14 protein-coding genes are annotated in these 13,826 nt (G+C 73.4%); 4 read left to right on the top strand and 10 right to left on the bottom strand.

Annotated elements, in window-relative coordinates; genetic code table 11:
* Positions 1–24: 24 nt before the first annotated feature.
* Positions 25–1,041 (bottom strand): TerC/Alx family metal homeostasis membrane protein, encoded by a 1,017-nt coding sequence (locus O7615_RS25975; RefSeq protein WP_278180409.1) that lies wholly within the window; start codon positions 1,039–1,041, stop codon positions 25–27.
* A gap of 289 nt (positions 1,042–1,330) precedes the next feature.
* On the opposite strand from O7615_RS25975, the gene O7615_RS25970 reads away from it, so the two are divergent.
* Positions 1,331–2,497, top strand: a complete 1,167-nt coding sequence (locus tag O7615_RS25970) for a CaiB/BaiF CoA-transferase family protein (RefSeq protein WP_278180408.1) — start codon at positions 1,331–1,333, stop codon at positions 2,495–2,497.
* A 21-nt stretch (positions 2,498–2,518) separates the two neighbouring features.
* On the opposite strand, the gene O7615_RS25965 is transcribed toward O7615_RS25970, so the two are convergent.
* On the bottom strand, positions 2,519–2,929 hold the full coding sequence (locus O7615_RS25965; RefSeq protein ID WP_278180407.1) for a DUF2267 domain-containing protein: 411 nt from the start codon (positions 2,927–2,929) through the stop codon (positions 2,519–2,521).
* Between the two features lie 156 nt (positions 2,930–3,085).
* Between O7615_RS25965 and O7615_RS25960 the strand changes: the two genes are divergently transcribed.
* The gene (locus O7615_RS25960; RefSeq protein ID WP_278180406.1) at positions 3,086–3,358 is read left to right on the top strand and encodes a DUF2795 domain-containing protein; all 273 of its coding nucleotides are present in this window, start codon (positions 3,086–3,088) and stop codon (positions 3,356–3,358) included.
* A 224-nt stretch (positions 3,359–3,582) separates the two neighbouring features.
* Here O7615_RS25960 and O7615_RS25955 read toward each other — a convergent pair whose 3' ends face one another.
* The 6 genes from O7615_RS25955 to O7615_RS25930 all read right to left on the bottom strand — a co-directional run bounded on the left by O7615_RS25955 (position 3,583) and on the right by O7615_RS25930 (position 9,556).
* Positions 3,583–4,245 (bottom strand): hypothetical protein, encoded by a 663-nt coding sequence (locus O7615_RS25955; protein WP_278180405.1) that lies wholly within the window; start codon positions 4,243–4,245, stop codon positions 3,583–3,585.
* Between the two features lie 36 nt (positions 4,246–4,281).
* Entirely contained in the window at positions 4,282–5,256 is a 975-nt protein-coding gene (locus O7615_RS25950) for a pirin family protein (RefSeq protein WP_278180404.1), read from the bottom strand.
* Between the two features lie 9 nt (positions 5,257–5,265).
* Positions 5,266–5,652: a MazG-like family protein gene (locus O7615_RS25945; protein ID WP_278180403.1), complete on the bottom strand. Its 387-nt coding sequence runs from the start codon at positions 5,650–5,652 to the stop codon at positions 5,266–5,268.
* 140 nt (positions 5,653–5,792) lie between these two features.
* Positions 5,793–6,419, bottom strand: a complete 627-nt coding sequence (locus tag O7615_RS25940; protein ID WP_278180402.1) for a hypothetical protein — start codon at positions 6,417–6,419, stop codon at positions 5,793–5,795.
* 13 nt (positions 6,420–6,432) lie between these two features.
* Positions 6,433–8,217: a DUF4012 domain-containing protein gene (locus O7615_RS25935; RefSeq protein ID WP_278180401.1), complete on the bottom strand. Its 1,785-nt coding sequence runs from the start codon at positions 8,215–8,217 to the stop codon at positions 6,433–6,435.
* An 85-nt stretch (positions 8,218–8,302) separates the two neighbouring features.
* Positions 8,303–9,556: a glycosyltransferase family 4 protein gene (locus O7615_RS25930; protein ID WP_278180400.1), complete on the bottom strand. Its 1,254-nt coding sequence runs from the start codon at positions 9,554–9,556 to the stop codon at positions 8,303–8,305.
* Between the two features lie 162 nt (positions 9,557–9,718).
* On the opposite strand from O7615_RS25930, the gene O7615_RS25925 reads away from it, so the two are divergent.
* Positions 9,719–10,306, top strand: coding sequence for a low molecular weight phosphatase family protein (locus O7615_RS25925; RefSeq protein ID WP_278180399.1), 588 nt, complete (start codon positions 9,719–9,721; stop codon positions 10,304–10,306).
* A 27-nt stretch (positions 10,307–10,333) separates the two neighbouring features.
* On the opposite strand, the gene O7615_RS25920 is transcribed toward O7615_RS25925, so the two are convergent.
* A complete protein-coding gene (locus tag O7615_RS25920; protein WP_278180398.1) occupies positions 10,334–11,800 on the bottom strand; it encodes a polysaccharide biosynthesis tyrosine autokinase in 1,467 nt (488 codons plus the stop codon).
* A 307-nt stretch (positions 11,801–12,107) separates the two neighbouring features.
* Between O7615_RS25920 and nhaA the strand changes: the two genes are divergently transcribed.
* A complete protein-coding gene (gene nhaA, locus O7615_RS25915; protein ID WP_278180397.1) occupies positions 12,108–13,439 on the top strand; it encodes a Na+/H+ antiporter NhaA in 1,332 nt (443 codons plus the stop codon).
* Here the strand turns inward: nhaA and O7615_RS25910 are convergent.
* On the bottom strand, positions 13,418–13,822 hold the full coding sequence (locus tag O7615_RS25910; protein WP_278180396.1) for a DUF1622 domain-containing protein: 405 nt from the start codon (positions 13,820–13,822) through the stop codon (positions 13,418–13,420). The two genes, nhaA and O7615_RS25910, sit on opposite strands and share 22 nt — an antisense overlap.
* Positions 13,823–13,826 lie beyond the last annotated feature (4 nt).

Here is a 13,826-nt window from a genome sequence, read left to right as displayed (position 1 = left end):
GGAGGGCCTGACGGTCGGGCGCGATCACTTCCGTTCGGTGACGATCTCCTTCGAGCCGGGCACCACGTTGCGGGTCGCGCGCAGGCTGGTGATGGTGACGATGGTCAGCACCAGGATGATGACCGCGAGGGAGACCTCGGTGGGAATCAGCGGGACGCCCGGCCAGATGCCGTGTGCCCAGTGCAGGCCGAGCTTGACACCGATGAAGGCCAGGATGACCGCCAGGCCGTAGGTGAGGTGGACCAGCCGGCTCAGCGCCGCGTGCAGCACGAAGTAGAGCGCCCGCAGGCCGAGCAGGGCGAAGGCGTTGGTGGCGAAGACGAGGTACGGGTCCTCGGTGATGCCGTAGACGGCCGGCACCGAGTCGACCGCGAAGACCACGTCGGTGGCGAGCACCGCCACCACCACCAGCGCGAGCGGGGTCAGCGCCCGCCGGCCGTCGACCCGCACGATCATCTTCGTGCCGTGGTACTCGTGGACCACCGGCATGAAGCGGCGCAGCAGGCGCACCGAGCGCATGGTGCCGATGTCCACCGTCTGCTCGTGCCCGGTGAACGCGTCGCGCAGCAGCTTGGCCGCGGTGAACAGCAGAATCAGCGCGAAGATCAGGAAGGCGAAGTCGAGGGTCTGTAGGGCGGCCGCGCCGAGGGCGATGAAGACCCCGCGCAGCACCAGCGCACCGGTGATGCCGAAGAGCAGCACCCGCTGGGCGAGCACGCTCGGCACCGCGAAGGCGGCCAGCAGCAGCATGAAGACGAAGAGGTTGTCGACCGACAGCGACTTCTCGACCAGGTAACCGGCGAGGTAGTCGATGCCCTCCTGCCGCCCGTACCGGGACCAGATCCAGGCGCCGAAGGCCAGCGGCAGGGCTATGTAGAAGGCCGACCAGCCGAGTGCCTCCTTCAGGGAGACCTCGTGCGGGCGACGGGTCACCACGAAGTCGAGCACCAGCAGGGCGATGACCCCGACGATCGTGATCGCCCAGAGCGATGGCGTGGCCACCGATTGCAGGCCAGCAGCGGCATGCGACAAATCGGACATGGGGCCTCCTCGAACACCGTGTCATGTTCGAGGTCTCCTTCACCCGCGTTTTCGCGGGCAACCACCCGAGGCACGCTCCGGGCGCGCCGTACTGACCGGCATGGTTCGTGGGAAGTACTCCCCTCGTGCCGACAAGGCTAGAACAGCCGGTTCCCGATCGCCACGCGGGGCACGCCGGGCCGGGGTGGCGCCGCTCACCTGGCTATGGCGGCGCCGCCCACCTGGCTGCGGTGGCGCCGCTCACCACCGCAAACGCCCCACCGGCGACGTGAGCGCCTATCGTGACCCGGTGACCGCAGACCTGGCAGCCGGCCCGCTGGCCGGCGTACGCGTGGTCGAGCTGGCCGGGATCGGCCCGGGCCCGTTCGCCGCCATGATGCTGGCCGACCTCGGAGCGGACGTGATCCGGGTGGACCGGGTGACCGAGGTCGACACCTCGGCGTTCGGCACCCCGCATCCCGACCTGCTCAACCGGGGGCGCCGCTCGATCGGGGTGGACCTGAAGTCCGCCGACGGCCGGGATGTCGTGCGTGCCCTGGTCGGCGGCGCGGACGCCCTAGTCGAGGGGTTCCGGCCCGGGGTGACCGAACGGCTCGGGCTCGGCCCGGCCGACTGCCACGCGGTCAACCCACGGCTGGTCTACGGCCGGATGACCGGGTGGGGCCAGGACGGCCCGAGCGCCCCGCACGCCGGGCACGACATCGACTACCTGGCCCTGACCGGCGCGTTGCACGGCATCGGGCGGGCCGACGAGCGGCCGGTGCCGCCGATGAACCTGCTCGGCGACTTCGGCGGCGGCGGGATGATGCTCGCCCTGGGCCTGGTCTCCGCCCTGTACGCGGTGCGTGGCGGCGCGGCCGGTCAGGTGATCGACGCGGCCATCGTGGACGGGGTCGCGGTGCTCAGCACCCAGATCCACGCGCTGCGGCAGCTCGGCATGTGGCGGGATCCGCGCGGGGTCAACCTGCTCGACGGCGGCGCCCCGTTCTACGACACGTACGAGTGCGCCGACGGGCGGCACCTCGCGGTCGGCGCGCTGGAGCCGCGCTTCTACGACGAGCTGGTCCGGCTCACCGGCTTCCCGTTGCCGCCGGACGAGGCGGCCGACCGGACCGACCCGGCCAACTGGCCGGCGCTGCGCGCCGCCTGGGCGCGGCTGTTCCGCACCCGTACCCGGGACGAGTGGGCGTCCCTGCTCACCGCCTCGGACGCCTGCGTGGCGCCGGTGCTCGACTGGCGCGAGGCGCCGGAGCATCCGCACCTGGCCGCCCGGGGCACCTTCGTGCGCCGCGACGGGGTCGTCCAGCCGGCGCCCGCGCCCCGGTTCTCCGGCACCCCCACTTCGGTGCGCCGGCCCCCACCGTGGCCGGGTGAGCACACCGACGAGGTGCTCGCCGAGGCCGGCTTCGCTCCAGACCGAGTCACCGAGCTGCGGGCCGCCGGGGCGATCGCCTGAGCGGCGTCCGGCCGAGACGGTTCACCGGCGGCGCAGCGTCGCGCCGGGCGCCAGGGCCGGCTCGACCATGCCCCGGTAGTCGCGGGGCAACTGGACCACCAGCTCGTCGAACTCCCCGCCGGTCACCGCCTCGCGTACGGTGATGAAGACCGCCCGGACCACGTCCCGGGCGGCCGGCTCCGGCACCCCGGCGCGTACCGCCACCCGGGCGACGAACTCGGCCGCGCCGAAGCGCTCCGCCGCCTCGGTGTCCGGCGTCGGGCGCAGCGGCAGTCGCAGCGGCGCGGGCAGTTGCACGGCAAGGTCCAGCACCTCGCCACCGGTCAGCCGCTCGGCGAGCGTCTCCAGCGTCGCCTCGATCAGTTCCACCGCCCGGGCCGAGGACGTGCTGGTGCGCTGGGCCACCTGGCCGACGAACGTGTCGTAGTTCATCGCGCATCCCTCCGGCACGCCGCTTACCCCGGGGGCCGGAAGGGAAACGGCGGCCGGTTTTCCGCCGGTTTTTCCGCCAGGTCGGCGCGTGACGGCCGCCCGGGTGGGTATCCGCGCCCGGTCGTGGCCGGATCGAAGCCGGGAGGAGCCGACACCATGGCGAGTTACTCCGACGTCCTGCAGTACCTGTCCAGCCTGGACTTTCCCGCCGGCAAGGACGACGTGGTACGCGAGGCCGAGCGGGAGGGAGCACCACCGGACGTGCTGCGGGCCCTGCGCGCGCTGCCTCCGGTGGACTACGCCAACGGCAACCAGGTGGCCCGCTCGGCCGGCATCGACGCGGCGCCCGAGGTCACCGACGCGCAGCGCGCCGCACAGGCCCGGGACAAGCGTCACCAGCGGGTGTCTCAGCACCTGCGCGGCATCTGATCCGGTGAGCCCCGATCCGCGGATCGGGGCTCAGGTGGGCGCCCCGGCCGCGAACCGCGGCCGGGAGCGCCCCTGCGTAACCACCTGCCCTGGTGGCGCCCACGCCCGAACCGGGTCGCGGCCACCAGGCGGCCGGCAGCCGCCCGAACCGGGCGGCTGCTGTTACTGCGATCAGGTTACCGCACGCCATCGTCCGAACGGATGAGGGGTGCCGACAAAGAGCTTCATCCCGCCAGCTCCGCGTATCGTCGTTCCAGGTCGACCCGGGCGAGGGCACCGACCAGCCAGGCGAGTCGTTCCGACTCTCCCCCACCGGCCAGCCCGGCGAGATCCTCGGCGGAACGCCCCAGCCCGAGCCGCCGCGCCGCCGTCAGCGCACGCCGGTCGGCCACCGGCGCGACCTCCCCCCACAACGCCTGCGCCTCGCGCAGGAACAGGTCCGCCACCTGGCCGTCCACCCCGGGCAGCGCGGTGAGCAGGGCCCGTTCGCGCGTCGGGTCGCGGTGCGCCGCCGACCGCAGTCGCCGCAGGTCGCCGCCGTACCGCTCGACCACGGTGCGGGCCAGGTCACCCAGCAGGTCGGCCAGCGCGTCGACGTCACCGCGCTGACCGCTGTCGCGCAGCACCCGGGCCCGTTCGGCGGGCAGCGAACGGGACAACCGGGCCGCGCTGTCCCAGCCCGCACCGGGCAGCGCGTGCGCGCTGTCCAGGGCGCGCCGGAAGTCGCCCCGGCGGGCGAGCAGGATCGCGAGGCAGAGCAGCTGGAACAGGCTGGCGGGGTTGTTGGTGACCCGGAAGCCGTACTGCTCGGCGAACCCCCGGCCGCTGCCGGCGAGCCGGCGTGCCAGCCGCTTGCGGTCCTCGATGGTGGCGGGCGTGGTGGGCATGAGCGGCCGTTACCCGCACCCGGGGCGACTAGTCCCTCACGAGTCCCGGAAGCCGCCGGACCGGTCGCGGGCCTTGAGCCGGGTGGTGGGCAGCGTCGGCGCGGGCAGCGGCGGGTCCGGGTCGGCGGCGACGGCGCCGAAGCGCCGCCCGGCCATCCAGTCCTCCCGCGCGGCGACGATCTCCTCGTGGCTGCGGCCGACGAAGTTCCACCACATCACCAGCGGCTCCTCGAACGGTGTGCCGCCGAGCAGCATCAGCCGGGTGCCGGGTTCGCCGCGCGCGGCGAACGTGTCCCGTCCCGTGCCGAGCCAGAGCAGCGCACCGGGTGCGAGCGGCACGCCGTCGACCTCGGCGGCCCCGTCGAGGGCGAGCAGCGCGTACTCGAAGTCGCGCCGCAACGGCAGCGCGACCGCTCCCGCCCCGGCCAGCTCCAGCTGCGCGCCGAGCAGCGGGGTGTGCACCCGGGCCGGCGAGCGTTCGCCGGCGAGTTCCCCGACCAGCAGGGTGACGTCCAGGTCGCCGTCGCGCCACCGGGGCAACTCGGCGTGGTGGGCGAAGTCGGCCGCGCCGGCCCGGGCCGGGTCCGGCAGCGCCACCCACAGCTGTACGCCGTGCATCAGCGGCGGATGCTCGGCCGGCGAGCGCTCGGAGTGCGCGATGCCGTGGCCGGAGGTCATCACGTTGAGCTGGCCGGGGCGGATCGGCTGCTCGTTGCCGAGGCTGTCGCGGTGCAGGATCTCGCCGTCGAGCAGCCAGGTCACGGTCTGCAACCCGGTGTGCGGGTGCGGCGGCACCTCCATGCCCGGCCGCTGCGCCACGTCGTCGGGCCCGAAGTGGTCGACGAAGCACCAGGCCCCGACCAGGCGCCGGGTGCGCTGCGGCAACAGCCGGCGCACCGTGGTGTAGCGGCCCAGCGGCACGTCGTGGCCGGGCAGCAGGACGCTGCCGGGGTCGACGGTCGCCACACCGGGAGGTCGGGTCTGCGCGGGCATCGACTCGGTACGCTCCACAGGCCGACCCTACGCCCGTTCGGCGCCGCCGCGCCCGGCCGGACCGGACTCCCGCGGGCCCGGGTTCGCACCGCTGGCGCCGGGCCGCTCGCCCACTCGCTCGGCGACCTTGCCGGCGCAGCGCCCCAGCACCGCGCGGGCATCGAGGCCCAGGCTCTCGATGGCGACCAGGGCGGTGAACGCGGCGTCGGCCAGCTCCGCCGCCACGTCCTCCCGGGTGTGGGTGACGCCCTTGCGGGGGTTCTGGCCGAGCAGCCCGATCCAGGCGCCGGCCACCTCGCCCGCCTCCTCGGTCAGCTTCAGCATGCGACAGGTCAGCTCCGCCTGCCCGGTGCCGTTCGCCTCGTCCAACCAGCCACGCGCGGTCCGCACCGCCTGCCAGATCGTCTCGTCCACGACGACCAGTGAACGCTACGGGTCCGGTGAGCCGGACGGCGGTGACCGACCGGAGCCGGACACACGGGTACCGGTGCCCGCCGAGGGAACGGCGGACACCGGTACCGGTGTCTTGTCCGGGCCCTGCCCGGAGTGCTGGATCAGTGCGCGCCACCGGCACCGAAGCGGTTGCGCCGCCGCCACAGCACGGTGCCGAGCAGCAGGACCGCGCCGGCGGCCACGAGACCACCACCGACCTTCATCGGCGTGCCCAGGCTGCTGCCCGTGACCGGCAGGTGCGGCTTCTTCTTGTGCAGCACCCGCAGCTCGGTCGTGGCGGTCCGGCCGGACTCCCGGCCGGTCGCGGTGAAGGTGAGCAGGCCGGTCACCGACGGCGTGTACCGCCGGGTGAAGACGCCCTGCGCGTTGGTCCGAGCGGTGAAGCTCAGCGGCGCGCTGGCCTGGAAGGCCACCGGTGCCATAGCGACCGTGCTGCCGTCGCTGCGGCGGGCCGTGCCGGCGGCCGGCGCGGCCAGCGGCGTCACCGAGACCACGATGTCCACCGTCTCGTTCGGCCCGAAGTTGCGGCCGGTGAGGATGACCGTCTCACCCAGGAAGATGGTGGGTCGGTTCACCGTCAGCGAGGCGAGCACCGGCGGATAGGGCGGTGGCTGGGGCGTATCGGTGACTGTTGGCGCCGGCTGCGGCTGCGCCGCCCCCGCCGCGGTCGGCACGGCCACCACGGCCAGACCGACCGAGAGCGCCATGATGATGCGGGATAGCCGCATGGTTCGTTCCCTCCTACTGAGAACAGCTGGGTGCGGTAACAACTTGGGTGGTCCATGGGGTGGCGGTCGGGGTCAGCCACAGCTCGGCAGCCCCGCTGTCCGTCTTGCCCGTCAGCAGCGAGACCTCCAGCGTTCGGGCCCCGCCCGGGCCGACCTCGACGTTCACGGTGGCGACCTGCCGGCGCCGCTCCGTGCCGTTACCCACGGAGGTCTCGGCGCCGTCGAGGTGGGTGTCGAGCACCGACCCGCCGGCCGGGCCGTACACCGACACGAGCGTCCGGACGGTGTACGGGTCCCCGGTCCGCCCCAGGCCGAGGACCGACTTGCTGAGCCCCGAGGCCGGTGCGGTGGACCGGAGCGTCACCCTGAGGTTCAACTCGCGGCGACCGTCGGCGTGGCAGTCGCCGACCGTCAGGTCGGCGGTCTGTCGGAGGTAGTAGCCGAGCTTCGCGCCGCTGCCGTCGTTGAGGAACACGCCGACCGTCGGCACGGTGTCCTGTTCCGGAAGCGTCCCGGCCATCCGGCTGTCGCCGAATGTCCGCTGTTCCTCCGGTCGGGCACTCCAGAACAATATCCGACGTTCTTGTATAGAGCGGTCAAATGCGGACAGTAACCCATTCGGGTGCACGTTCCTCGCGAACAGGGTGTCGAACACCGTGGCGGCCGCGGCCGCGAAGAAGCTGTCCTGCTCCTCCGGAGCCATCCGCTGATACGCGTCGTTGAGCAGCGTCCGCACCGCGTTCTCGGCACTTAGCGACACCCCGCCCGGCACCCGTACCGGCCCGGTGGCCTTCAGCAGGTACGACAGCACCACCGGGTCGACGGCGAGGACACCGTCGACGGTCACTCCGCTGTGCCGGCGGTACATCTCCCGGTACAGCGAGGCGGCGGTCGGGAAGTGCGGGCTCAGGTTCACGTCCGCCGGATAGATGCCGGGCAGGTCCCCCCAGAGGGCCCGCAGCTCCTTCGAGATCTTCAGCGGCTTCACGAACCGGCCGAGGCTCGAACTGCTGCCCTGCGCGCCCATCTTGACCCGGCCCTGGTCCGCCTCGATCACCGCGTACGCGCCGAACATGCCGCCGGTCGCGCGCAGCTCCGCCGAGTTCTGCGACACCAGCAGGTAGCGTCGCGGACCGTCGACGCCGAGCAGCGGCGGCAGCAGGCGACTGGCCCGGTCGGCCGCCGAGGTCATCGCGGCCAGTCGGTCGATCTCACCGCGCAGGTCCTCCAGGGCGCGCCGGACCTGCCCGACCAGCCGGTCCCCGGAGACCTCGGCCAACTCCGTACGGGCCTGCTGCACGGTCGCGTCGACCGCGACCAGCTCGTCGGTGACGGCGCGCAGCCCGGAGACGTCGAGCCGCCCCTCCTGGGGCACCAGGTCACCGAGGTCGACGCGGAGCAGCGCCGGGAACGCCTGACGGGCGAGATCGTCGATGGCGATGGCGATCTGCCGGACCGCGGAGAGATTCGCCCCGGCGATCGGGGTCTGCCGGCCGAGCCACCAACCGGGATCCCCGGTGGCCCGGCGGGCCGCCCCGGACTGCTCCTGCAACGCGGCGAGCGTCCGCTGGGCGCGGGCGGTGTCGCCACCGACCAGGTGGGCGCTCAGTTCGCCGGCCAGCCCGGCCGCGTTGACCAGGTGGGCGCGGGCCTGCCAGCCGCGCAGACCGACCCAGCCGGCCAGGCCCAGCACCAGCGAGCCGACCACGAGCGTGGTGAGCAGGGCGCGGCGCAGCCGCGCACGCCGACGGCGGCGACGCCGGCTGGCCCGACGACGAGGGCTCTCGCTCTCCGTCACACCACACTCCAACTCGTCGAAAACGGACAGAAGACCACATACGTTCTTAACACTTAACGGCGAAACTGGTGGGTTAATGACGCTATTAGCCGTTATGCGAGATTCGGTCGTGATTCATGTCCCGGGTGGTGCCGCCGGCCGCCGCGTCCCGCAGCAGCTCCTCTATCCGGTCCACCCCGGCCGGCAGCGACATGTCCCGCAGGTACGCCTCCCGGCCGCGCCGGCCCATCTCGGCCCGTGCCGGGGCGGGGATGTGCGCCGCCAGCCAGAACCGGTCCGCCAGGCTGGCCCAGTCCTCGGGCGGGCAGGACAGCCCCGCCCGGGTCCGCTCGACCAGGGCGGCGGTGTCCCCGCCGGCCGAGGCGACCACCGGCGCCCCGCACGACAGCGCCGCCTGGAGCTTGTCCGGCACGGTGCTGCGCAACTCCGGCAGGTCACGCAGCATCACCAGCTGGTAGTCGGCGGCGGCGTACAGCTCGGGCATGTCCAGCGGGGACCGCCGGTCGACGAACCGGACGTTGTCGGCCCGCAGGTCGGCGGCGAGCCCCCGCACCCGCCGCTCGTCGGCACCCGAACCCACCAGGACCAGGTCCGCGGTGTCGCCCAGGGCCGCCGCGGCCCGTACCGCGGTCTCCAGCCCCTGCCGCGCCCCGATGGTGCCGGCGTGCATCACGACGCACCGCTCGTCGCGGCGGACCAGTCGGCGCGCGGCCGCGCTGGCCTGTGCCGGACGGAAGATGCGCTCGTCGGTCCAGTTGAGCACCACCCGGACCCGCGCCCGATCGATCCCGGTCGCCACGACCGCGTCGCGCAGCGACGGCGCGGTCACCGCGATCGCGGTGGCGGCCCGATAGGTCCGGGCCATGGCCGCGCGGACCCGCCCGGCCCAGCGGCCGTCGTCGACGCCCTCCGGCGCCTCCTCGGCGCACACGTCCGGCACGTGCAGGACCACCGGCACGGGGCCGAGCAGGCGCAGCAGGGCCGCCGAGGCGAACGCCGCCGCCGGCGGCTGGTGCACGTACAGCACGTCGACGCCGGCGAGAAATCGGCGCCCCACCAGCGCCGCGCTGCCGGCGAAGGAGAGCCAGGAGGCCATCCGGCCGCGCGCGGTGGCATCACCGGTGCTGTACCGGGGCACCCGGCGCACGGTCAGCCCCCGGCTGCGGGTCTCGTGGTGCCAGCGCTGCCGCCAGCCCGGGTAGACGTGCCCGCCCGGGTAGTCGGGAAAGCCGGTGAGCACCCGCACCTCGTGACCCCGCCCGGCCAGTTCCTCGGCCAGGCTGCCGGGGATGAACGCCGGTTCCGGCGGGAAGTGGTAAGTCAGGATCCCGATCCGCACCGTCACACCTCCGTCCCGGCCCGCCGGTTCGGCGCGCCGCCCGGGACCGTGGGCGCCGCGGCTGCGTACGATTCCGGCATCCCCTCCCGGGGCGGGCGCCACCGGCGACCGCTTCTCGTCGCGGTGCTACCGCCCGCGATCGCGTCGTCGAGGGGGTTCCACATGGCCAACGGGGTGCTGTTCGTCTGCCACGCCAACCTGTGCCGGTCACCGATGGCCGAGTACGCCGCGCGTCGCCTGCTCGCCGGCCGTCCGGTGCTGGTGACCAGCGCCGGCACCGACGCCGTCGAGGGCCTGGCCATGCATCCGTACGCGGCGGAGATCGCGGCGGAGACCGGCGAGGATCCGGCGTCCTTCCGCAGTCGACGGTTGCTGCCGGAGCACCTCACCGGCGCGACGCTGGTGCTGACCGCCACCCGGCGCCAGCGCTCGATCTGCACCGCACTGGCGCCCGCGGCGCTGCACCGGACGTTCACCCTGCGCCAGTTCGGTCGGCTCGCCGCCGCCGTCGAGCCGCCGGTGGACGAGCCCGGCGACCCGGTGCAGGCCGCGGTGGCCGCCGCGGCCCTGGCCCGGGGGCGGCTGCAACCCGCCCCCGGGGAGGCCGACGACCTGCGGGATCCGGTGAGCGGTACGCCCGAGGACTTCCGACGCTGCGCGGAGGAGATCGACCGCGCGTTGCGCCCTCTGGCGGCGCTCATCGAAGCACCTCCCTACGCTCTGCGCCGCGACGAGGCACCATCGCACTGAGCCCGATGATTCGCTCGCTGCGCACGCTCATCGGGGCAGCCGGGTGAGTTCCTGGGTGTGGTCGCTCGTCTCGGCGGCCTGCGCGTGCTCGGCGTGCCGGCCGGCCGATGCCCGGTCCGTGGGCACCGTCTGGGCGCCCGACGCGGCGGCGACCACGCGGTATGCCTCGTACTGGTACGCCTCGGTCTTGGGCACCCGGGCCATGTTCAGCACGCAGCCGAGCAGCCGCACCGAGACCGAGTGCAACGCCCGGGCCGCCGCCGCCACCTGCGCCCGGGAGGTACGTCCCTGCTGCGTGACCAGCAGAGCGCCGTCGGCCTGCACCGCGACCACCACACCGTCGGTGACCGCGAGCAGCGGCGCGGTGTCGATGATGACGATGTCGGCGGACTCGCGCAGGGCCAGCAGCAGGTCCGACATGGCCTTCGAGCCGAGCAGCTCGCTCGGGTTGGGCGGGGCCGAGCCGCTCGGCAGCACGAGCAGGGACTTGTCGCCCCAGCGCTGGACCACGTCGCCCACGTGCACGTCGCCGACCAGCACGTCGGTCAGCCCCACCCCGGCGTCGATGCCCAGGTAGTCGTCGACCTTCGGCCGACGCAGGTCGGCGTCGACCAGCAGGACCCGCCAGCCCGCCTCGGCCAGGGCGATCGCCAGGTTGCACGACAGCGTGGTCTTGCCCTCGCCCTGCAGGGCGCTGGTGACGGCGATGACCCGCGCCGGCTCGTGCACGTCGACGAAGCGCAGGTTGGTCCTGAGTTTGCGAACCGCCTCGGCCCGCGCCGAGGTCGCGGCGTCGCCCACGATCAACGGGGCCGAGCGTGCGGCGGTGTCGATCGGAATCTCGCCGAGCAGCGGGCTGCCGGTCACGCGTTGCAGCCCGGCGGCGTCGCGCAGCCGCACGTCGGCCATGCCGCGCAGGATCGCCAGGCCGACGCCGGCCAGCAGGCCGAGCAGGGCGCCGATGGCGGTGTTCCGGACCGGCTGCGGCGAGACCGGGGTGGGCGTGACCCGGGGCCCGCTGACGACCTCGATCTTGATCGGCCCGGGGCTGCCGTCCGGCCGCGCCTCGACCTTCTGCACGAGTTCGACGAACTTCGCCGAGAGCGCCTCGCTGACCCGCAGGGCCCGGGTCTGGTCGGTGTCGGTCACCGACGCCCGGAGCAGGACCGTGCCGGTCTCGGTGGAGGTGCTGACCCGGCGCTGGACCTCCTCGGCGGTCAGCCCCAGTTGGCTGTCGGCCACCGCGGCCTGTGCCAGCCGGTCGCTGGTCAGCAGCTCCGCGTAGGACTTCACCCGCTGCTGGAGGAAGAGGCCGCCCTGGTAGGCGTCCGTGACACCCTGGCTCGGCGTGGTGACGAAGAAGGTGACCGAGGCGACGTAGCGGGGCTGGGCCCGGACGGTGACCAGGGCGGTCACGCCCAGGGCCACCATGAGCGTGACCAGGACGATCCACCAGTGCCGGCGCACGAGGCGTAGTTGGCGGTACAGGTCCATCAGGCGGGCCTCCGTACCGGGCCGGTAACGCCAAAGAACTTCACGAAAACCCCCAAGGTCGTCTCAATCTCGTGAAACCATTAAAGCGGCTCATGCGGCTTATGTCCGGAGTTAGGTATTTTCCTGGGTCAGTGGGATCGCGTCCGCTGTGACCAACCGGACCGACGGGCCGTCGGAATCGCTTCCGGCCCGGAAAAGTGCGGTGTGTTCTTTCGGTCGGCAGTGGATAAGGTCGTGCACGGTGTGCCGGGAAGCCTGGTCGGCGATGGTGCAGTGCTGCCCTTCGACCGCGAGATGAGCCCCGGACATGAACCACCAGCCCCCGCGCCCCGAGCGCCGCGGCGTACGCCGCCTCTTCGCGCGTACCTCCTGGCCGGAGGCGCGCTTCGTGGCCGACGTGCTGCGCACCGAGACCGTCGGTGGCGCCCTCCTGCTCTTCGGGGCCGTGCTCGCCCTGCTCTGGGCCAACTCGCCCTGGGGCGACGCCTACGCCGAGCTGGGGCGATGGGTGCCCTGGCCCGGCGGCTCGGCGCTACACCTCGACATCGACCTGGCCACCTGGGCCGCCGACGGCCTGTTGGCCATCTTCTTCTTCGTGGTCGGGCTGGAACTGAAGCGCGCATTCGTCGCCGGTGACCTGCGCGACCCGCGCCGGGCGGTGCTGCCGGTGGTGGCGGCGATCTGCGGCATGATGGCGCCGGCGCTGATCTACGTGGGGGTCACCGTCGCCGGCGGCGGCGAGGGACTGCGCGGCTGGGCCGTCCCGACCGCCACCGACATCGCCTTCGCGCTGGCGGTGCTGGCCCTGATCGGGGCCCATCTGCCGCAGGGGCTGCGCGCCTTCCTGCTCACCCTGGCCGTGGTCGACGACCTGCTCGCGATCACCATCATCGCGGTCTTCTACACCGACGACGTCAGCCTGCTACCGCTGCTCGGCGCGCTGGCCCCGATCGCCCTGTTCGGCCTGCTGGTGCAGCGTCGCCGCACGTGGTGGTGGGCGCTCGTCCCGCTCGCGCTCGTGGCCTGGACGCTGGTGCACGCCTCCGGGGTGCACGCCACGGTCGCCGGGGTGCTGCTGGGCTTCACCGTGCCGGTGCTCGCCGGCCGGAACGGCGACCCGCGTCGCCCGATGCCCGGCCTCGCCGAGCACCTGGAGCACGTGTGGCGGCCGATCTCGGCCGGTGTCGCCGTACCCGTCTTCGCGTTCTTCGCCGCCGGGGTCTCGCTGCGCGGCGCCGACCTCGGCGCGGTGGTCACCGACCCGATCGTCCTGGGTGTCGTGCTCGGTCTGGTCGTCGGCAAGTGCGTCGGCGTCCTCGGCTCCACCTTCCTGCTCGCCCGGTTCACCCGGGCCAGCCTGGACGAGGACATCAGCTGGTCGGATCTGCTCGGCGTGTCGTTCCTGGCCGGTATCGGCTTCACCGTGTCGCTGCTCATCGGCGAACTGGCCTTCGGCTCCGACGGCGTGGCCGGTGGCAACGTCAAGGCCGCGGTGCTGGGCGGATCGCTGATCTCGGCGCTGTTGGCCACCGTGGTGCTGCGGCGGCGCAACAGGTTCCACCGGGCGATCGCCCTGAAGGAGCAGGTCGACCTCGACCGGGACGGCGTGCCGGACGTCTACCAGCGGCCCGGCGCCTGACCCGGTCGTCCCGAGCCACCGACCTGTCGCTGCTCCTGCTCGATCTCCCGGCCTAGGACGTAGTTCAGGACGGTCCGGATGGCGGCGATGGCGGCGAGCTGGCCGATCTGCGCGAAGGTCGGCGACAGGGCGGTACGCAGGATGTCCGCCGCCAGCTGGAACTCCAGCCCCAGGGTGAGGAAGCGGCTCAGGGTCAACCGGATCCGGGTGAAGACGGCGGCGTCGCGGTAGCGCAGCCCGTCGAGCACGAACCACAGCGCCGCCCAGGCCGCTCCGGCAGCGATCACCAGGGCGCCGACGAGTTCCACCGCGGTCACCAGGGACTGGTGACCGTGCTCCAGGATCGGCGCCACGTCCACCCGGGCGCCATACCCGGCCGGCACCCGG

This window comes from Micromonospora sp. WMMD1082, assembly GCF_029626175.1.
GTDB lineage: Bacteria > Actinomycetota > Actinomycetes > Mycobacteriales > Micromonosporaceae > Micromonospora.
This window is presented reverse-complemented; position numbering and strand designations above follow the sequence as displayed.

Bases quoted from the DNA above. Each gene is read 5' to 3' on its own strand.
- O7615_RS25975 (WP_278180409.1), bottom strand. From the start codon at position 1,041: ATGTCCGATTTGTCGCATGCCGCTGCTGGCCTGCAATCGGTGGCCACG.
- O7615_RS25965 (WP_278180407.1), bottom strand. From the start codon at position 2,929: ATGAACTACGACACGTTCGTCGGCCAGGTGGCCCAGCGCACCAGCACG.
- O7615_RS25960 (WP_278180406.1), top strand. From the start codon at position 3,086: ATGGCGAGTTACTCCGACGTCCTGCAGTACCTGTCCAGCCTGGACTTT.
- O7615_RS25955 (WP_278180405.1), bottom strand. From the start codon at position 4,245: ATGCCCACCACGCCCGCCACCATCGAGGACCGCAAGCGGCTGGCACGC.
- O7615_RS25940 (WP_278180402.1), bottom strand. From the start codon at position 6,419: ATGCGGCTATCCCGCATCATCATGGCGCTCTCGGTCGGTCTGGCCGTG.
- O7615_RS25925 (WP_278180399.1), top strand. From the start codon at position 9,719: ATGGCCAACGGGGTGCTGTTCGTCTGCCACGCCAACCTGTGCCGGTCA.
- O7615_RS25920 (WP_278180398.1), bottom strand. From the start codon at position 11,800: ATGGACCTGTACCGCCAACTACGCCTCGTGCGCCGGCACTGGTGGATC.
- nhaA (WP_278180397.1), top strand. From the start codon at position 12,108: ATGAACCACCAGCCCCCGCGCCCCGAGCGCCGCGGCGTACGCCGCCTC.